We start from the raw sequence: 17629 nt of genomic DNA, 5'->3' as shown, positions 1-17629 counted from the left end.
GCCCTCACCCGCGGCTCAGCCACCACGCGCCGAGCGCCAGCGTCATCAGCGTGAGTGGCGCGCCGACGCGGAAATAGGTCCAGAATCCGATGGCGATCCCTTCCGCGCGGGCACGCTCGGCGACGATCAGATTGGCGACGGAACCGACCAGCGTGAGATTGCCCGCAAGCGTCGAAGCCATAGCGATGACGAGCCAGAGATGCTGCGGATCGGACAGGCCCTGCACGAAGGGCTTGAGCACGAGCACGGCGGGCACGTTGCTGACGAGGTTCGAGAGCAGCGCCGTAAGCCCCGTCAGGACATAGGCATTGCCGAGTTGCAGGGCATGCGCCTGCGCGATGATCTCCGGAGAAAGCAGGGCTTTCTCCGCGCCCGCGACGACGACGAACAGGGCCGCGAACATGAGAAGCAAAGGGCCGTCGATCTCGCGATAGACCTTGCCCGGCTTGACCTGCCGCGTCACCAGCAGCAGCGCCGCGCCGACGATCGCGGCCTTGGTCACCGGCACGCCGGAGAAGAACGCGATGATCACGCCGAGCGTCACCGCGAGCGCCTTCATCATCTGCGGCTTATGGATCCGCGCCGGCGCGGAGATGAGCCCGAGCCGCTTCTTCTCGCCGAATTCGGGCCAGTTCAGAACAGCGATCAGCCCCATGACGAGCATGAGGCCCACCAGCGCCACGGGCGCGAGCGCCGCCGCGAAGGCCGTATAGGAGATGCGCGAGATCGTGCCGATGATCATGTTCTGCGGGTTGCCGGTGATGGTGGCGACGCTGCCCACATTCGAACCCATGGCGACGGCGAGCAGATAGGGCACGGGATTGCGGCGCAGCCTTTTCGTCACCTCGATCACGAGGGGCGCAAGCACGAGGCAGACCGCATCGTTGACAAGAAAGGCCGAGAGCAGCCCCGTGGTGAGCGTGACGGCGCAGAGCAGAACCGGCGGTGAGTGGGCATGCGTCACGGCCCAGCCGCTGACGAGCCGGAAGAAGCCCGAGAGCCGCAAATGCGCCACCACGATCATCATGCCGAGAAGCAGCGCGATGGTGTCGAGATCGATGGCGCGATAGGCCTCCTCCGGCGTCAGCACGCCGAAAGCGATCATCAGCGCCGCGCCGAGCAGCGCGATCCCCGCGCGGTCGAGACGAAGCCCCGGAATGCGCCCGAGCGCGATGCCGCCATAGGTGAAGGCGAAGATTGTCCCGCCGGCATAGGTGACGGCCGCCATCCATCCCTCCCCGGCATCATGGCCCGCTCAGTCAGAAACCCCTCGCCTATAGCGGAGTTTCGCACGGGAATGAGGCTATCGGGAGGACGGCAGAACCTGCGCGATGTCGGCCTCTGTCAGCACGCGGTATTCGCCCGGCGCAAGATCCTCCGGCAGGGCGAGACCGCCCATGCGGTCGCGGTGCAGGACGGTGACGTGATTGCCCACGGCCGCGAACATGCGCCTCACCTGATGGTAGCGCCCTTCGGTGAGAGTGACGTAGGCGCTTGTTTCCGAGAGCGTTTCCATCTCGACCGGCAGGAGCGGCTTGTCTTCGTTGTCGAGCATCAGGGTGCCGGAGGCGAAGATCTCCGCCTCGTCGCCACGCAAGGGGCGGTCGAGGGTGACGTGGTAGCGCTTGGAGACGTGATTGCGCGGGGAAATGATGCGATGCAAAAGGGCGCCGTCATCCGTCATCAGCAGGAGGCCCGAGGTCTCCTTGTCGAGACGGCCGATGGTGGAGAGCGCCGGGTCGCGGCGGCGCCAGCGCGGCGGCAGAAGGCTGTAGACTAGCGGGCCCGCCTCCTTGTGCGAGCATGTGACTCCGAGCGGCTTGTGCAGCATCAGCACGAGCCCCGGCGGCGGATCGAGCGGCTTCCCATCGACCGTCATGCGCTCGGACAGATCGCGCGTGACGGCGATGCGCCGATCAGCATCCTCGATCACCTCGCCGTCCAGCGTCACGGCATCTGCATAGACGAGCTGCTGCACCTCCCGGCGCGAGCCGTAGCCGAGATTGGCGAGCAGCCGGTCGAGCCGGAGGGTGGGCAACTTGCTCATTTCTGCGCCTCGTAGAGCTTGTAGCCGGAAGCCTCCGCCTTCAGCGTCACGCGCCGGAACAGGGGCTTCATCACGCCCTCATAAGGCAGATGCCGGTTGGCGACGAGCCAGCACAGGCCGCCGGGACGAAGAGCCTCCGCCGCTCTGCGGATGAAGCTCTGCCCCAGGGCCTGATCCTCCGCGCCGCCATCGTGGAAGGGAGGGTTCATCACCACGAAATCGAGCCCGACGCCCCCCACGCCGGAAGCGCGTACATCGGACCAGCGCATCTCGGCGCGCGCATCCGCGATGTTGCGCCGGGCCGCCTCCAGCGCGCGGCGGTCGATATCGATCAGGGTCAGGTGCTCGACCTTGGGCGATGCCAGGATCGAGCGGGCGAGCGTACCGACGCCGCAGCCGAGATCCGCGCCGCGCCCGGAAAAGGCCGGCAGGTGCTGCTGAAGGAGCGCGCTGCCGGGATCGACCCGGTTCCAGCTGAATACGCCGGGCTGCGACCATAGGCCGAGCTCGTCTACCTGCTGCGGCCGGCCCGCTTCGATGGCCTCGTCGAGGCCAGCCGGCATCGCCGGGCGGACAGAAGTACAGATGCGGTAATGCCGCCGCGCATCCTCCGACACGGCGCAGCCGAAACCCGACAGCTCCTTGCGTAGCCGCGAGCCGCCCTTGTCCTTGGGCGCGAGCACGGTCAGGCTGGCACCCGGCGCCAGCGCCTTGAGGCTCAGAGCCAGCGTGTAGCGCCGCTCCAGCGTGCCGGGCGGCGCCAGCACCACCAAGCCCGACAGAGAGCCCTCGCCGCACGCCTCCAGCATCTGGGCGCCCGGAACGAGCGGCGAGAACTGGATCGCCCCTTGCGGCACAGCCGCCAGCTCGGCGGGCGGAGCACCGTAAACACCGTCACGTCTTGTATCGTCCAAAGCCGGCTGATCCCTGCTGATTTTGCAGGTGTTCCTATAACGGCGCAGGCGGGAAGGTAAGAACCTTTTTCGCGCCGGGCAGCCGATGCATCCTAAAGCTCAGCTCGTGGTTTCGGTGCAGCGGTGCCAGGTCTGGAGCGGCCGGTCGGCCGGGCCGAAGCGGACTTGCACGGCGATTTCGCTCAACAGGCGCATCGACACCTCCTCCCCGCTGTTCGGCTCATTGGCCGGCACCGTGTACAGGAAGGAATGGCGCGTGTAGGAGCCCTGCATTCGCGTTCCGCCCGGCGTGACGATGGTCGGGCCCGCGATCGAGATATGGCGCCCGTCGTCGCTGCACCACTCGCCGTCGATGGCATCGGCGAGCGCCGGCTGAATGCCGAAGAGGGTGACGATAGAGGCGGCGGCCCACAGGAGGCGCCCGGTTTTCCGCGTCATGGCTTTCCGCGTCATGGCGAACTCCGCTCTTTTGCGGATACAATATCGATCCGCTCTGGGGCGCGGGTCAACTGCCAGCCGAATGCAGAATATCCGAACGGCCAAGCCCGCAAAGCCCCTCACGGCGTACACCTTAAGCGTCCGGTGCGCGGGGCCGGCGCCGGGTTATACAAATGCACCGGCATCCGCGACGACGTCTTCCTCGGATGCGGAACGGAGCCTGCCATGGATATGGAGCAGCAAGTCGCACGGCATTACAGCCATGGCTCCCTCGAACGCGCGATCCTCGATGCGCTTAGCGCAAGCGGGAAGGATATCGAGCATCTCGCGGCGTCCGATCTCTCCGGAGCGGACGAGTTCCATCTCGGCTGGTGGGCGGAGACGGAAGAATTAGCGCACGAACTCGGCTTTTCCCGCGACACGCATATGCTCGATATCGGCTCCGGCATCGGCGGTCCGGCGCGCCATTTCGCCGAGACGCTCGGCTGCCGCGTCACGGGCATCGATCTCACCGGCGAATTCGTGGAAGTGGCGAACGCCCTGACCCGCCGCTGCGGCCTTGCCGACCGCGTCGCCTTCGAGCAGGCCAGCGCGCTCGACATGCCGTTCGATGACGCCACATTCGACGGCGCCATTCTCGTCCATGTCGGCATGAACATCGCCGACAAGGCGAAGCTCTTCAAGGAAGCGCGGCGCGTGCTCAAGCCGGGAGCGCGCTTCGGCGTATACGACATCATGCTGATGGAAGACGACGCACTGCCCTACCCGATGCCCTGGGCCGCGACCCCGGAGACGAGCTTCGTCGAGCCGGTGGACACCTATCGCTCGCTTCTGACGGCGGCGGGTTTCACTGTCGAGAAGGAGCGCAACAGGCGCGATTTCGCGCTCAAGCTCGGCCGTGAGATGCGCGAGAATGCTGCGATGCATGGAGCGCCGCCGCTCGGCCTGCACATCCTGATGGGGCCGGCCACGCCGGAACGTCTCGGTAATGTGATGCGCACGCTCGAGCGCGGCACCATCGCGCCGATCGAGGTCATCGTGCGGGCGGAATAACGAAAAACGCGGTTTTTGCCGTCCTGCCGGAGCTGTTTACAGAGCTCCGATCCGCCTGCCGCGTTTGTCACATGGCTGCAACTATGCCCAGCTCATCGGCGTTTATTCTCCATCGAGAGGGCGCGCCACTCTTGAGGTTTCGCCCCAACCGAGGAGTAATCAGATGCGTCATTTTCTTGTCAGCACAGTTGCGATTGCAGCGTTCGCTTTCGGCGCCATGGGAGCGATGGCGCAAGCCCCGCCGGCTCCTGCAACTCCGACTCCTGCAACTCCGGCTCCGTCGGCTCCGGCTCCGAGCGGCATGCAGCCCGCGAATCCTCCGACAACCGGATCGACGGCTTCTCCATCCGGCATGAACCAGACCCAGACGATGCAGAAGCGTCACGCCACGCCTCGGCACCACGCCACGAGGCGGCATCATGCCCCACAATCGACGGGTAGCGTCCACCCGCACCGTCAGCCCTATGCTCAACCCTACACGATGATGCGGACTCCGGTGCCGAACGCGAGCGGATCGCAAGTGACGAACCCGAACACATATCGCGCGACGGCCTATCAGTACCGCAGGTATTGACGGCTCATATCTGAAAACTTGAGATCAGATCGCGGATGACATGCTTCGTGCCAGCTTCAGCAAAGGCCGGCACGAAGCGGATCCACGAAAAGCTGCTTCCCGTCAAACCGCCTGTCCCGCGCACCAGCCCGACGACCAGGCCCATTGGAAATTGTAGCCGCCGAGCCAGCCGGTCACATCCACCACCTCGCCGATGAAATAGAGGCCCGGCACTGCCTTGGCTTCCATGGTCCTTGAATCGAGGGCGCGGGTATCGACGCCGCCCAACGTCACTTCCGCCGTGCGATAACCTTCCGAGCCAGCGGGTTTGAAGCGCCAGCGGTTTACGGCCTCGTCGATGCGGCGCAAGGCCTTGTCGGAAAGATCGGCAAGATTGCCGGTGGCCTTTTCCGCTTCCGCCACGAGCTGCGCGAGGCGCTTGGGCAGGAAGCCCGATAGCGCGGTCTGCAGCGCCTGCCGTCCGTTTTGCGCGCGGGCGGCACGCAGCTCCTCGAACAGGTTGACCGAGGGCAGCATGGCGAGGCTGATCTCGTCACCCTCGCGCCAATAGGACGAGATCTGCAGGATGGCCGGGCCGCTCAAGCCGCGATGGGTGAACAGCATCGCCTCCTCGAACTGCGTCTTGCCGCAGGACGCCACCGCGTCGACGGCGACACCCGCCAGGGGCTGCAGCCGCGCGAGCAGGTTCGGCTCCAGCGTCAACGGCACGAGAGCCGGGCGCGTCTCGGTAACGCTCACGCCGAACTGCGCCGCGAGATCGTAGCCGAACCCGGTCGCGCCCATTTTCGGGATGGACTTGCCGCCCGATGCGACGACCAGCGACTTGCACTGCACGAAGCCCTGCGAGAGCGCGAGACGAAAACCCTCCGCATTCCGCTCCGTCTTTTCCACGCTCGTGTTGAGACGAAGCTCCACCCCATAGCGCTTCATCTCGCTGACCAGGAGATCGACGATCTGGCGGGACGAGCCGTCGCAGAAAAGCTGGCCCAGGGTCTTCTCGTGATAGGCGATGCCGTAGCGCTCCACGAGGGCGATGAAATCGTTCTGCGTGTAGCGGCGCAGGGCCGAGATGCAGAAGCTCGGGTTCTGCGAGATGTAGTTGCGCGGCGCGGCGTTCAGATTCGTGAAATTGCAGCGTCCCCCGCCTGAAATACGGATCTTCTCGCCGGGGGCCCGCGCATGATCGAGGATCAGCACGGAGCGCCCGCGCTTTCCCGCCTCGATGGCGCACATCATGCCCGCGGCACCGGCGCCGATCACCACCACATCGAACAGATCCAAGATACGCCGTTCCTTTCCTGCGAAACGGACGGACCGGGATCGTTCGAACGCCAGTTTCAGGCGCCGTTCGTAATCCGGGAAAGGGAAAAATGGCAAGCGGCCGGGACATTATGCCCCCGGTGGCAGGCCCCGCCGGAGCTGGCAAGCGGGGCGAAGCATGGTAGGGCTTCGGCCGGGCGACCGCCTACCTCCCTCGCCTCCTCACCCAAGATTCTACCGAAGCGAAGAACCGAAGCCCCATGCTGCTCCTTGCCGAATATGGCGCGCTCTTCGCCGCCTCCTTCCTCTCGGCCACCCTCTTCCCTTTCCAGTCGGAGGCGGTGCTGTTCGGGATGCTGGTCTCGGACCGCTATTCGTGGTGGCTCCTCATTCTCGTGGCGAGCCTGGGCAACACGCTCGGCTCCATCGCAAATTGGTTCCTTGGCCGCTTTCTCACCCATTTCGAAGGACGACGCTGGTTTCCGGTAAAGCGGGACAAGATGGCGAAGGCGGAGGGCTGGTATCACCGCTATGGGCGCTGGACGCTGCTGTTGAGCTGGCTTCCCGTCATCGGCGATCCGCTGACGCTCGTGGCGGGCGTCCTGCGCGAGCCCCTGCCGATCTTCATCCTGCTCGTCGCACTCGCCAAGACCGCGCGCTATCTGGCCGTCGGCGCGCTCAGCCTGGGCTGGCTCTGACGCGCGGATCCTTGTCCGTTCAAGGTCCCTGAACGCTCACCCAGACCTGTTCCAGCATATCCGGATCGAGCACGCGGCCGGAGGCGGTACGGATATAAGGCTCCTTGCCGGGCGGCGGCTCCGCCGTCATCGCCCAATGCATGGCCTCGCGCAGCGAGTCGAAATTCTCCGCATCGCTCCAATCGATACGCCCGCCATCGAGATGCGCACCCGCCGTTTCGAACTTGAGCGAGGCGCGCGCATCCAGATCCTCTTTGCTCAACATGACAGGCCTCCTCCGATCCTTCACGTTCTGAAAGCGTAACGAGGAGGAACTTGCCTGCGTTCCTTTTCACCGGTCGCGATCGCGAAAAGTCTGACGAATTCGCTGCGGCGAACGCCGCCGTCGGTCTCGAACTGGAAGAAGACGGCCACACGATCCGCAACGGCACGTCGACCTGGGCTTCATCGCCTCAAAATCGACCTCAGGGCCTCGCCCCTCGGGGCGACAGGCGCGCATCCATGCACACCAAGGCGTCCGGGGTAGGGTCTGGTGATCGTTCTAGCGCATCGTGCGGAAAAGTGGACCCGGTTTTCCGCCCCAAACGATGCGCGCTCGATAAAAGAGAGCATCGATCCCAAAAGTGGAGTCCACTTTTGGGATCGATGCTCTAAGCCTTGCGCCCGTCCGTGACGAACGGGCAGGCCCGTCATGCATCCCTTAATCCCGTGATCGCTTGTCGGCAGAACGGCGTTTCTGCTTTCCCTGCGGTGGTGGCCCTTTGTCACCCTTCGGGCCCTCCTTCTGCGACCTCTTTGGCCCGCTCGAGAAGCCTGCCTTTGGCCCCCCCTTGAAGTCGCCCTTCGGCCCCTTGCGAAATTCACCCTTCGGAGCCCCCTTGGGCCCACCCTTCTTCGGCGGGAATTTCTTGTCTGCCCGGCCCTCGCCGTCGCGCCGTCCGCCCGGCGCTTCGGCGGGTTCGATGCGGATGTCTTCGTCGTTGGTCTTGCGCACGGCCGCCGCGAATTTCGGCGCGATGGATTGGGCGATCTCGAACTTCGTTTCGCCGTCGAAGATGCGGATCGTGCCGATCTCCTTCTTCGTCACGTGGCCGAGGCGGCAGATGATCGGCAGGAGCCAGCGGGGGTCGGCGTTGTTGCGGCGTCCGACGCTCATGCGGAACCACACCATGTCCCCGCCGCCGCCATATTCTTCGCGTCCCGCGCGCGTGCTGCGGTGATCGCGCTCCTGTTCCCGCGCCCGCTTGTCGGAACGCTCGCGCGGGCCGCGATCGGCACCGGCGTCGAATATTTCTTCCGGCGCGGGAAGACGTGCGCGGTGGAAGCGCGCGAAGGCGGTCGCGATATCTTCCGCCGAGCGCTCGGCCAGCAGCGCGCGCGCCATGGCGATATCTTCCTCCGTCGCCTCTTCGGAAAGGGACGGATCCTTCAGGAGACGTTCGCGGTCGCGCAGGCGGATCTCGTCGGCCGAGGGCGGGCCGCCCCAGGTCGCGTCCACGCCAGCATCGTCCAGAAGACGCTCGGCCTTGCGGCGGCGCGTATAGGGCACGAGGATCACGCAGACCCCTTTTCTCCCCGCACGGCCCGTGCGGCCGCTGCGGTGGAGAAGGGTTTCGTGATCGTTCGGCAACTCGGCATGAATGACGAGGCCGAGATCCGGCAGATCGATGCCGCGCGCGGCGACGTCGGTTGCGACGCAGACGCGGGCGCGGCCGTCGCGCAAGGATTGCAGGGCGTGACTGCGTTCGTTCTGCGTAAGTTCGCCTGAGAGCGCCACGGCCGAAAAGCCGCGCTCCGTCAGGCTGGCATGCAGATGCCGCACCGCCTCGCGGGTGTGGCAGAACACCATGGCGCCACGCATCTCGAAGAAGCGCAGCACGTTGACCACGGCAAGCTCGATCTCGTTCGGCGCGATGCGCACCGCGCGATATTCGATGTCGCCATGCGGCTGGTTCTCGACCAGGGTGTCGATACGAAGCGCCTCGCGCTGGTAGCGCCGCGCGAGCGCCGCGATGTTGCGCGGAATCGTCGCCGAGAACAGAAGCGTGCGGCGCTCCTGCGGCGTGGCATCAAGGATGAATTCGAGATCCTCGCGGAAGCCGAGATCGAGCATCTCGTCCGCCTCGTCGAGCACCACCGCGCGCATCTTCGACGTGTCGAGGCGCCCGCGCTCCAGGTGGTCGCGCAGGCGGCCCGGCGTGCCGACGACGATATGGCAGCCATCGGCCAGGGCGCGCTGCTCGCGCCGCACGTCCATGCCGCCGACGCAGGATGCGACCCGCGCCCCCGCCGGCCCGTAGAGCCAGATCAGTTCCCGGTGGACCTGCAACGCCAGTTCGCGCGTCGGCGCGATGATCAGCGCCAGCGGCTCCCTAGGCTCTCCGAACCGCTCGGCTTCGCCCAGAAGGGTAGAGGCCAGGGCAAGGCCATAGGCCACGGTCTTGCCCGAGCCCGTCTGGGCCGAGACGAGCAGATCCCGGTCCTTCGCCTCCGGCTGGAGCACGGCGGCCTGGACAGGGGTCGGTTCGCTGTAACCCCGATCGACAAGTGCGCGTTCGAGGCTGGGATTGGTCTTGGGAAAAGGCATGTGAGCGCGGCGCAAGCCGCTCCTTCAAGGCGTTAGAGGAGGCGAGGACAGGAATCTGTCGGTCAAGGGATTAAGGGATCACGCGTCGTCCTGGTCGTCATCGACGTCGTCGACGAGCACCAGGAACATCACGTCGATGCCGCCCTCGTCATCATCATCCTCTTCGTCGAGGTCTTCCTCATCGTCCTCCATGGCGTCGTCGAAGGCATCGGCCTCGTCTTCCGAGGCGCGGCGGACCTTCAGAGGCGCCTTGCCGTCCCAGAGCGGCTCGCCGTCGCTGGTGAAGGCTTTGAGGTCGTCCTTGAACTCCTCGCTCGTAAAGAGTTCCTGAGCCTGGTCCTCGTCCGCATTGGTGATGGCGACCGCCTTGCCGGCGATTTCAAGGGTAAACATGCTTCTTCCTTCTAAGGATGGGCGGTTTTCAAGGCATCAACGCGGATGCCCGCCGTTCCGGCCAATTTTTACCGGCAATCGGCAATCTCTCGGGAAATCCATACAGGTTGCGCCGGGCCGTGAACAGCCACCTGCCCCGCAATCTTTTCCGACGATCATCGCCTCCGACGATAATGGCCCCGGCCGCGACCGCCGCCGGGGCAGCCGCCTTGAATATAATCACAAACCTTGAATCGGTAAATGTTATTGTTATAGCATTTCTTTATTATTTGATCGAAACATTATGGAAGCTTCGCCGCAAGAGCCGTGAACCACCGGCAGGCCGAGCGAGAAGGGGCAAGAACCATGGCGGACGAATCGATTTTCACCTGGGAAGGCATCAGCCTGCCGTCCTATTGGGGCGGCAGCTTCCAGACGAGCAGCGGCCTTTCCGCAATGGATCAGATCAAGGCCACCGGCGCCAGCACCGTCACCATGGTGCCGAACTTCTTCATGTCGAACGAGAACAGCAACGACATGAAGCTCAACCTGAATCCGACCACGCCCTGGATGAGCGAGAGCGACAGCCTCACCCAGGTCAAGCAGGGCATCATGGATGCCGTGGCCCGTGGCTTGAACGTGGTGGTCAAGCCCCATGTGGAGACCGACAACCGTGTCTGGCGCGCGCTGATCGAGCCGACCGATCCCAAGCTGTGGTTCGCCAACTACAAGGCCATGATGGTGGAATACGCCAAGGTCGCGCAGGCGGGCGGCGCGGCCATGTTCGTCGTCGGCACCGAGATGAAGAGCATGACCGACCCGAGCAAGCTCTGCAGCGACGGCAAGTCCTATACCCAGAAATGGGGCGAGATCATCGATGCGGTGCGTCAGGTCTTCTCCGGCAAGGTCACCTATGCCGCCACCGATTCGGAGGCGCTCAAGGTCAAGTTCTGGGACAAGGTCGACTATATCGGCGTCGACGCCTATTTCAGCATGACCAACAGCACCAGCCCGACGGTGCAGGAATTGATCGATTCCTGGATCAAGCCGCCGATCAACTGGAACTCGCAGGAGGTCTACGGCACCACCTCGGTTGTCGATACCTGGAAGCAGCTCTCCGAACTCTGGGGCAAGAAGGTCATCTTCACCGAGATCGGCTATGGCAGCTATGACGGCGTCAACCTGAGCCCCGGCTGGCTTGTGGGCAACACCGTCGACCAGCAGGAGCAGAAGGACTGCTACGAGGCGCTCTATCACGTGATGGAGAACTACGGCGGCCAGTGGCTCGACGGCGCCTTCCTGTGGAGCTACCAGACCAGCCTCGACCCGGCCTATCTGCCGCCGACCGATTTCACGCCGCAGGGCAAGCCGGCGAACGACGTCATCACGGCGGGCTATTCGAGTCCGGCCCATGGGACCGGCCTCGTCTGGAACGGCACGAGCGGCAGCGACAAGCTTGACGGCGGCTATCACAACGATACCCTGACCGGCGGCGGCGGCAACGACGTGCTCTGGGGCGGCGCAGGCAATGACAGGCTGGATGGCGGTGCAGGAAACGACAGGCTCGATGGCAACACCGGAAGCGATATCGCCGTTTTCCACGGCACCCGCTCCGACTATACGGTGACGAAGAACGCGGACGGCTCGTTGCTGATCGCCGACAAGCAGGCAGCGAGGGATGGCAGCGATACCGTCCTCAATGTCGAGTTTTTCCAATTCGCGGACGGAACCGCGAGCCTGGCAGATCTGAGCTCTGTTTCCGGCACCCCGGACCCCGGCAAGCCTACGGATAATCCGCCCCCGCCTGTCATGGACCTCATTCTCAGGGGTACCAAGGGCAAGGATCGTTTGGCCGGCGGGCTCGGCAACGACAAGCTCTACGGCAAACTCGGCAACGACGTGCTGACCGGCGGCGCGGGCAAGGACATCTTCGTGTTCGACACCAAGCCGAACAAGAAGAGCAACTTCGACAAGATCGCCGACTTTAACGTCAAGGACGACACGCTCTGGCTCGACAACGCCGTCTTCACCAAGCTCGGCAAGGGCACGGAACTGAAGCCGGGCAAGCTCAACAAGGCGTTCTTCACCATCGGCGACAAGGCCAAGGACGGCAACGATTACCTGATCTATAACAAGAAGACCGGCATCCTCTCCTACGATGCCGACGGCGCGGGTTCTGGCAAGGCGGTGGAAATCGCCACGCTCTCCAAGAACCTCAAGCTGACCGCCGCCGACTTCCTGATCATCTGATCTCACGCACGTCCCTAGAGCATCGGACCCAAAAGCGGCCTCCACTTTTGGGATCGACCCGATGCTCTCTCGTTGGATGAGCGCATCGTTTGGGGCGGAAAACCGGGTCCACTTTTCCGCACGACGCGCTAGCGACATCGCGCCAACCCCGTGGGAGACCGCAGGGTTGGCATTTGCCGCTTTTGGGAGAAAGCGGATCCCGTTTCAGCGCGATGCGCCTTCCGGCAACGGCCTCTGTTGCGGAAGAACCGCTCTGGTCAGATGGCCGAGAAGGTCGACGGGCATCGGGAACACGATGGTGGAGCTGCGCTCGCCGGCAATGTCGTGCAGGGCCGAGAGATAGCGCAGCTGCATCGCCTCCGGCAGTTCCGACAGGGCTCGCGCCGCTTCGACGAGTTTTTCCGCCGCCTGCTGCTCGGCCTCCGCGCTGATGATGCGAGCGCGGCGGTTGCGCTCGGCCTCGGCCTGCCGTGCGATGGCGCGGATCATGCTTTCGTTGATGTCCACATGCTTGATCTCCACATTCGCGACCTTGATGCCCCAGGCATCGGTCTGGGAATCGAGGATCGCCTGAATATCGGCGTTGAGCTTGTCGCGCTCCGCCAGCATCTCGTCGAGTTCGTGCTTGCCCAGCACCGAACGCAGTGTCGTCTGCGCGAGCTGGCTCGTGGCGGCCATGAAATCCGCGACCTGGATGATGGCCTTGTCCGGATCGACGACGCGGAAATAAAGCACCGCATTGACGCGCACGGAGACATTGTCGCGCGAGATCACGTCCTGGCTCGGCACGTCGTGGACGATTGTGCGCAGGTCGACGCGCACGATCTGCTGCACGAAGGGAATGACGATGACGAGCCCCGGCCCCTTGACCCCTGAAAACCGGCCGAGGGTGAAGACCACGGCGCGCTCGTATTCACGCAGGATCCGTAATGCCGTCACGATAATTCCGATCAGCACGACGACGATGACGGCATAAGCGAGAGTGTTGACGTCGATAGTGGGCATGGACTTCTCCTCAATCCGGCAACGGCTGCTCCGGCGCGGGTTCGACCACGAGCGTCAGGCCCTTCCTGGCAACCACGCGAACCTGCCGCTTGGGTTCGAGAGGAGCCGCCGCGCGCGCACGCCAGCGCTCCCCGTTGATCAGCACCCACCCCTCATGCCCCGACCACTCCTCGACCTCACCGGGATTTCCGGTGAGAACACCCTCTCCCGTCACGATGCGCCGCCGATAGGCGCGCAAGGATACGGTCGCCGCCGCCAGCAGGAGAAGCGCGGTAGCGGCGGTCGCTGCGACAACGACCGGAAGGGACAGGGCGAACCCCGGGACGCCGGTGTCGAAGAGAAGGATCGAGCCCGTGGCAAGCGCCGTGACGCCGCCGATGCCGAGCACGAAGGAAGAGGTGAACGTCTCCGCGATGATCAGGGCGACACCCAGCACGATCAGTCCCAGCCCGGCATAATTGGTCGGCAGCAGGTTGAGCGCGAAGAGGCCGATCAGCAGCGAGATCGCACCGGCCACACCGGGAAAGAATGAGCCTGGATTGAAGAACTCGAAGATGATGCCGTACATCCCCACCAGCAGCAGGATATAGGCCACGTTCGGATTGGTGATGATGGTCAGAAGACGCGTGCGCCAGTTGGGCTCGATGGAGACGATCGTCAGTCCCTTCGTGGCGAGCCGCACGGGATGGTCCTGCACGCGCACGGAGCGGCCGTCGGCCTGGGCCAGGAGATCGGGAAGATCGGTCGCGACGATTTCGATGACGCCGGCCTCTTTCGCGGCGGAAGCCGAGAGGCTCGCTGCCTCGCGCACGGCCTTTTCCGCCCATTCCACATTGCGGCCATGGATTTCGGCGAGCGAACGGATATAGGCCACCGCATCGTTGGTGGCCTTGCGCTCCAATGTGTCCCCGCCTCCCGGCTGGCTGCCCTCCTTGCCGTCCTTCTCGCTGCCGGAGGGAAGCCCGCCGCCGCCGATCTGGATCGGCGTCGCCGCGCCGATATTGGTGCCCGGCGCCATGGCCGCGAGATGGCTCGCATAGACCATGTAGGTCCCGGCACTCGCCGCGCGTGCGCCGCTGGGTGCGACATAGGCGGCAAACGGAATGGAGGAGGCCAGAATGTCGCGGTCGATGTCGCGCATGGCGGTCTCGAGCCCGCCGGGCGTGTCGAGCCTCATGATGATCAGCGCCGCATGGCGCTCGGTCGCTTCCGCGATACCGCGGGAGATGTATTCCGTCGTCGCCGGGCCGATGGCGCCCTGGACGTCGAGCAGGATCGCGATGCGGCTCGGTGCGCCTTCCTGCGCGAGACTGTTCGCCGACACGCCGAGAACCAGCCAAGCTGCCACCAAGAGCAGCCGTGCCAGCGGCATCGTCACCATCCGGAGCATGCTCTACCTTCATATGGTTGAGCTGGGGGTGTAAGCTCCAGTATCTCGAATGGTTCCACGAGGCTTGGCGGGCTCCGTTGCGACAGAATGCGTGGCGCCTTCGCGCGCTCCCTTGGTTAAGTTCCCCCGGCTCAAATTCGCTCGGCCTCTTCACGCGAAGGGGGACAGGAGCGTCGTAACAGCGCTATCCTCTACCGACAGAATCTTTTGTCGTCGTCATTTATTCCCATTAAGACCTGACGAAGCATGGTTTCATGAATTCCAGTTCGCCCATCAATCGGAAAGCTTTGCCGATGCATCGACCCCGCTCCGCTCTGACCGGCCTCTTCATCGGAACCGGCCTTGCCGCCATGAGTCTGGCAGGACCGGCTTTCGCGCAGACCCCACCCAACCCGAGCGCCCTCACCCTCACCGTCCGCCCCTCCGGCTACGACGCGCAGAGCGAGAACCAGGCGCGGCAGGAGCGGCTCATGAAGCGCCTCGAGCAGGCCGATTACTCGGTGCGCTCCATCTGCACCCATTGCGGCGACTCATGGAAGCATCAGACCTACGCGCCGTTCAATCCGATCCAGGCCCTCCGCTCGCCCCATCCGACCGACGACCAATAGACGAGCGGCAGGACGGCGGGTCTACGCAATGCTTGAAGGTTGATCTTCCGGACGTATACTTCCGGAGCGCTTTGCGATGCTGTCGAATCGCAAAGCGCTCCGGAAAATCCTATTTTGCCGCATTTTCATCAGAACGGTTCTGCTGAAAATGCTCCGGCTGGCGGGGACGACCCCGCCTTTTCATTGCAACCCGGTAGGGACGGCCCTGCCATTGACGGAGGTCCTGTCATGGCATGGACTTATCTCGTTCTCGCCGGCCTTTTCGAAATCGGCTGGGCGATCGGCCTCAAATACACCGACGGCTTCACCAGACTCATTCCCTCGGTTCTTACCGCCGGGAGCATGATCGTCAGTGTCGTGCTGCTCGGCCTGGCGCTGAAGACCCTTCCCGTCGGCACCGGCTATGCGGTGTGGACCGGCATCGGCACGGTGGGCACGGCGCTGCTCGGCATCTATCTCCTCGGCGAACCCGCCACCGCCGCGCGCCTCGCCTGCATCGGGTTGATCGTCGCCGGCATTCTCGGCCTCAAGCTCGCCGCTTGAGGCAAAACCGGATGAACAACCCTTTCGCTAAAGCCTCGGACCTGAAAGTGGATTCCACTTTTAGGATCATCCGATGCTTTCTCTTTTGGTGAGAGCATCGTGTAGCCGCAAAACCGGGGCCACTTTTGCGCACGGTGCTCCAGAGTCCCGATCGTTTGGAACTGCATGTTCCGTTCCAGGGTTGGAGGAACGGCACCGAACGGGACTCCGACATGGCACTTCAGAGCGCAGAGAACACCACGCAAGGTTCATTCACCTCGACGGCGTTGCTGATCCTGCTTGGCTGGACCGTGGTGCGGCTCGTCACGCTTGGCGGCCGCCCGCAGCATGCGGTAGCCCGCGCCGGGCAATTCCCGAACCGCGGCGCTGCTGCCCCTTTTGCCAAAGAACCTGAATCGGCCGCCTCGCCTCAAGATGCCGAGCGGGGACGCCACGCAGAAAAGCCAACCGAAATCCCCGCCAAGGGATGGAAGGACATCATGTGGCGCGTCTATGAGCGCGTGCAGCATGACCGCATCCTGCTGGTCGCGGCCGGGGTCACGTTCTATGCGCTTCTAGCGATCTTCCCTGCCATCACCGCTCTTGTGTCGATCTACGGCCTGTTCGCCGATCCCGGCACGATTCAAAGCCACCTGAGTACTCTCTCCGGCATCATGCCGGGGGGCGCCCTCGATATCGTCGGCGAGCAGGTGAAGCGGATCGCCAGCAAGGGCGCCGGAACGCTCGGCATCAGCTTCATCGTCAGCCTTGCCATTGCCCTGTGGAGCGCAAACGCAGGTATGAAGTCGATCTTCGATGCCCTGAACATCGTGTATCGGGAGGACGAGAAACGCTCGTTTCCGATGCTGAACGCCATCTCCCTGGCATTCACGCTCGGAGCCATCTTCTTCCTGATCGCTGCCCTCGGCGCGGTGGTGGTTCTGCCCATTGTCCTGGGCTATCTCAGGCTCGGGACTTGGGGGGAAACGCTCCTCGCCCTCCTGCGCTGGCCCGCGCTTCTCATCGGGATCGTCTTCGCCCTTGCGCTCGTCTACCGATACGGACCGAGCCGGGACAACGCGAAATGGCGCTGGATCACGCCGGGAAGCATCGTTGCCTCCGTGCTGTGGCTCGCCGTCTCGATGCTGTTCTCCTGGTATGTGGCGAATTTCGGCAGCTATAACGAGACATATGGCTCGCTGGGGGCTGTCATCGGCTTCATGACATGGATCTGGCTCTCCACCATCATCGTGCTGCTGGGAGCGGAGATCAACGCCGAGACGGAACACCAGACGGCCAAGGATTCCACCGAAGGACCACGGCAGCCGATGGGCAGCAGGGGCGCCACGATGGCCGACACGGTGGGCGAAGCGAAGAGCTGAAGAGCAGCATAAGCCGCTGGAAGCGCATCACGCCCGCGTGCTGAAGGCCCGCGCGGCATCCACCGACCAGCGGGCGATCAGCTTCTCGGAAATGGTGGCGCCGATGGCTTCGTAGAACGCCTTGGCCGGCCCGTTGTCGACCAGAAGCTCCCAGCGCACGACCATGCGTTTTTCGACGGCGATTTCCGCCAACCGGCGCATCAGGGCGCGGCCGGTGCCACGTCCTCTTGCGCGCTCCGAGACGAAGAGATCGTCGAGGTTGATGAACGCGCCGCCGCCCCAGATCGAGTAGCGGATCATGTAGCTCAAGAAACCGATCGCCTCGCCGTCCGCTTCCGCCAGAAGCACATGGAAGCGCGGCGCATCGCCGAAGCCGTGTTCGCGCAAGCGCGCCTCATCGGTTTCGACGAAGGGAGAGAGGTTTTCGAACGCCGCCAGCTCTTTGATCAGCGCGAGAATGGTCGGAGCATCGTCAATCCCGGCCTCACGCACGCGCACGCCATTCTTCACGTCCATCATCTGCTCTCGT

Annotated in this window: 18 protein-coding genes; 7 read left to right on the top strand and 11 right to left on the bottom strand. The window is 64.2% G+C overall.

Going from position 1 to position 17629, the window contains the following annotated elements; translation table 11 throughout:
• Positions 1–4: 4 nt before the first annotated feature.
• From AB4Y97_RS16085 to AB4Y97_RS16070, 4 genes are all read right to left on the bottom strand, one after another.
• Positions 5–1228, bottom strand: coding sequence for an anion transporter (locus AB4Y97_RS16085; protein ID WP_442000052.1), 1224 nt, complete (start codon positions 1226–1228; stop codon positions 5–7).
• A gap of 75 nt (positions 1229–1303) precedes the next feature.
• Complete coding sequence (locus AB4Y97_RS16080; protein ID WP_442000051.1) at positions 1304–2047, bottom strand: pseudouridine synthase; 744 nt, start codon at positions 2045–2047, stop codon at positions 1304–1306.
• On the bottom strand, positions 2044–2961 hold the full coding sequence (locus tag AB4Y97_RS16075; protein ID WP_442000050.1) for a class I SAM-dependent methyltransferase: 918 nt from the start codon (positions 2959–2961) through the stop codon (positions 2044–2046). Before AB4Y97_RS16075 ends, AB4Y97_RS16080 begins: the two co-directional genes overlap by 4 nt.
• A 99-nt stretch (positions 2962–3060) precedes the next feature.
• On the bottom strand, positions 3061–3414 hold the full coding sequence (locus AB4Y97_RS16070; RefSeq protein WP_442000049.1) for a hypothetical protein: 354 nt from the start codon (positions 3412–3414) through the stop codon (positions 3061–3063).
• Positions 3415–3624: 210 nt separating this feature from the next.
• Between AB4Y97_RS16070 and AB4Y97_RS16065 the strand changes: the two genes are divergently transcribed.
• Together AB4Y97_RS16065 and AB4Y97_RS16060 are read left to right on the top strand one after the other, a co-directional pair.
• Positions 3625–4452: a class I SAM-dependent methyltransferase gene (locus AB4Y97_RS16065; RefSeq protein ID WP_442000048.1), complete on the top strand. Its 828-nt coding sequence runs from the start codon at positions 3625–3627 to the stop codon at positions 4450–4452.
• A 163-nt stretch (positions 4453–4615) separates the two neighbouring features.
• Positions 4616–5026: a hypothetical protein gene (locus AB4Y97_RS16060; RefSeq protein WP_442000047.1), complete on the top strand. Its 411-nt coding sequence runs from the start codon at positions 4616–4618 to the stop codon at positions 5024–5026.
• Positions 5027–5128: 102 nt separating this feature from the next.
• Here the strand turns inward: AB4Y97_RS16060 and AB4Y97_RS16055 are convergent, their stop codons facing one another.
• Entirely contained in the window at positions 5129–6307 is a 1179-nt protein-coding gene (locus tag AB4Y97_RS16055; protein ID WP_442000046.1) for an NAD(P)/FAD-dependent oxidoreductase, read from the bottom strand.
• A 239-nt stretch (positions 6308–6546) separates the two neighbouring features.
• Between AB4Y97_RS16055 and AB4Y97_RS16050 the strand changes: the two genes are divergently transcribed.
• Positions 6547–6984 (top strand): YqaA family protein, encoded by a 438-nt coding sequence (locus AB4Y97_RS16050; protein ID WP_442000045.1) that lies wholly within the window; start codon positions 6547–6549, stop codon positions 6982–6984.
• Between the two features lie 19 nt (positions 6985–7003).
• On the opposite strand, the gene AB4Y97_RS16045 is transcribed toward AB4Y97_RS16050, so the two are convergent.
• The 3 genes from AB4Y97_RS16045 to AB4Y97_RS16035 form a co-directional block, all read right to left on the bottom strand.
• Positions 7004–7249: a hypothetical protein gene (locus AB4Y97_RS16045; RefSeq protein ID WP_442000044.1), complete on the bottom strand. Its 246-nt coding sequence runs from the start codon at positions 7247–7249 to the stop codon at positions 7004–7006.
• Positions 7250–7684: 435 nt separating this feature from the next.
• Positions 7685–9571 (bottom strand): DEAD/DEAH box helicase, encoded by a 1887-nt coding sequence (locus tag AB4Y97_RS16040; RefSeq protein ID WP_442000098.1) that lies wholly within the window; start codon positions 9569–9571, stop codon positions 7685–7687.
• A 78-nt stretch (positions 9572–9649) separates the two neighbouring features.
• The gene (locus tag AB4Y97_RS16035) at positions 9650–9964 is read right to left on the bottom strand and encodes a hypothetical protein (RefSeq protein WP_442000043.1); all 315 of its coding nucleotides are present in this window, start codon (positions 9962–9964) and stop codon (positions 9650–9652) included.
• Positions 9965–10309: 345 nt separating this feature from the next.
• Here AB4Y97_RS16035 and AB4Y97_RS16030 point away from each other — a divergent pair, with 345 nt between their 5' ends.
• Entirely contained in the window at positions 10310–12193 is a 1884-nt protein-coding gene (locus AB4Y97_RS16030; protein ID WP_442000042.1) for a glycoside hydrolase family 113, read from the top strand.
• 204 nt (positions 12194–12397) lie between these two features.
• On the opposite strand, the gene AB4Y97_RS16025 is transcribed toward AB4Y97_RS16030, so the two are convergent.
• Positions 12398–13198: a slipin family protein gene (locus tag AB4Y97_RS16025; RefSeq protein WP_442000041.1), complete on the bottom strand. Its 801-nt coding sequence runs from the start codon at positions 13196–13198 to the stop codon at positions 12398–12400.
• A gap of 10 nt (positions 13199–13208) precedes the next feature.
• Positions 13209–14570, bottom strand: coding sequence for an NfeD family protein (locus tag AB4Y97_RS16020; protein WP_442000097.1), 1362 nt, complete (start codon positions 14568–14570; stop codon positions 13209–13211).
• Positions 14571–14881: 311 nt separating this feature from the next.
• Here AB4Y97_RS16020 and AB4Y97_RS16015 point away from each other — a divergent pair, with 311 nt between their 5' ends.
• The 3 genes from AB4Y97_RS16015 to AB4Y97_RS16005 all read left to right on the top strand — a co-directional run bounded on the left by AB4Y97_RS16015 (position 14882) and on the right by AB4Y97_RS16005 (position 17100).
• Positions 14882–15196 (top strand): hypothetical protein, encoded by a 315-nt coding sequence (locus AB4Y97_RS16015; protein WP_442000040.1) that lies wholly within the window; start codon positions 14882–14884, stop codon positions 15194–15196.
• 228 nt (positions 15197–15424) lie between these two features.
• Positions 15425–15739: a quaternary ammonium compound efflux SMR transporter SugE gene (sugE, locus tag AB4Y97_RS16010; protein WP_442000039.1), complete on the top strand. Its 315-nt coding sequence runs from the start codon at positions 15425–15427 to the stop codon at positions 15737–15739.
• A gap of 212 nt (positions 15740–15951) precedes the next feature.
• Positions 15952–17100 (top strand): YihY/virulence factor BrkB family protein, encoded by a 1149-nt coding sequence (locus AB4Y97_RS16005; RefSeq protein ID WP_442000038.1) that lies wholly within the window; start codon positions 15952–15954, stop codon positions 17098–17100.
• A gap of 27 nt (positions 17101–17127) precedes the next feature.
• Here AB4Y97_RS16005 and AB4Y97_RS16000 read toward each other — a convergent pair whose 3' ends face one another.
• On the bottom strand, positions 17128–17619 hold the full coding sequence (locus AB4Y97_RS16000; protein ID WP_442000037.1) for a GNAT family N-acetyltransferase: 492 nt from the start codon (positions 17617–17619) through the stop codon (positions 17128–17130).
• Positions 17620–17629 lie beyond the last annotated feature (10 nt).

Origin of the sequence: Microvirga sp. 2TAF3, assembly GCF_052114965.1 — a bacterium.
Lineage (GTDB): Bacteria > Pseudomonadota > Alphaproteobacteria > Rhizobiales > Beijerinckiaceae > Microvirga.
Note: the sequence above shows the minus strand (reverse complement) of the source record. Positions and strands in the feature narration are given on the sequence as shown.

Coding starts and splice junctions, on each gene's coding strand:
- AB4Y97_RS16000 (WP_442000037.1), bottom strand. CDS start 17,619: ATGATGGACGTGAAGAATGGCGTGCGCGTGCGTGAGGCCGGGATTGAC.
- AB4Y97_RS16005 (WP_442000038.1), top strand. CDS start 15,952: ATGGCACTTCAGAGCGCAGAGAACACCACGCAAGGTTCATTCACCTCG.
- AB4Y97_RS16050 (WP_442000045.1), top strand. CDS start 6,547: ATGCTGCTCCTTGCCGAATATGGCGCGCTCTTCGCCGCCTCCTTCCTC.
- AB4Y97_RS16015 (WP_442000040.1), top strand. CDS start 14,882: ATGCATCGACCCCGCTCCGCTCTGACCGGCCTCTTCATCGGAACCGGC.
- AB4Y97_RS16030 (WP_442000042.1), top strand. CDS start 10,310: ATGGCGGACGAATCGATTTTCACCTGGGAAGGCATCAGCCTGCCGTCC.
- AB4Y97_RS16020 (WP_442000097.1), bottom strand. CDS start 14,570: ATGCCGCTGGCACGGCTGCTCTTGGTGGCAGCTTGGCTGGTTCTCGGC.
- AB4Y97_RS16085 (WP_442000052.1), bottom strand. CDS start 1,228: ATGGCGGCCGTCACCTATGCCGGCGGGACAATCTTCGCCTTCACCTAT.
- sugE (WP_442000039.1), top strand. CDS start 15,425: ATGGCATGGACTTATCTCGTTCTCGCCGGCCTTTTCGAAATCGGCTGG.
- AB4Y97_RS16040 (WP_442000098.1), bottom strand. CDS start 9,571: ATGCCTTTTCCCAAGACCAATCCCAGCCTCGAACGCGCACTTGTCGAT.
- AB4Y97_RS16065 (WP_442000048.1), top strand. CDS start 3,625: ATGGATATGGAGCAGCAAGTCGCACGGCATTACAGCCATGGCTCCCTC.
- AB4Y97_RS16025 (WP_442000041.1), bottom strand. CDS start 13,198: ATGCCCACTATCGACGTCAACACTCTCGCTTATGCCGTCATCGTCGTC.
- AB4Y97_RS16060 (WP_442000047.1), top strand. CDS start 4,616: ATGCGTCATTTTCTTGTCAGCACAGTTGCGATTGCAGCGTTCGCTTTC.
- AB4Y97_RS16045 (WP_442000044.1), bottom strand. CDS start 7,249: ATGTTGAGCAAAGAGGATCTGGATGCGCGCGCCTCGCTCAAGTTCGAA.
- AB4Y97_RS16035 (WP_442000043.1), bottom strand. CDS start 9,964: ATGTTTACCCTTGAAATCGCCGGCAAGGCGGTCGCCATCACCAATGCG.
- AB4Y97_RS16070 (WP_442000049.1), bottom strand. CDS start 3,414: ATGACGCGGAAAGCCATGACGCGGAAAACCGGGCGCCTCCTGTGGGCC.
- AB4Y97_RS16080 (WP_442000051.1), bottom strand. CDS start 2,047: ATGAGCAAGTTGCCCACCCTCCGGCTCGACCGGCTGCTCGCCAATCTC.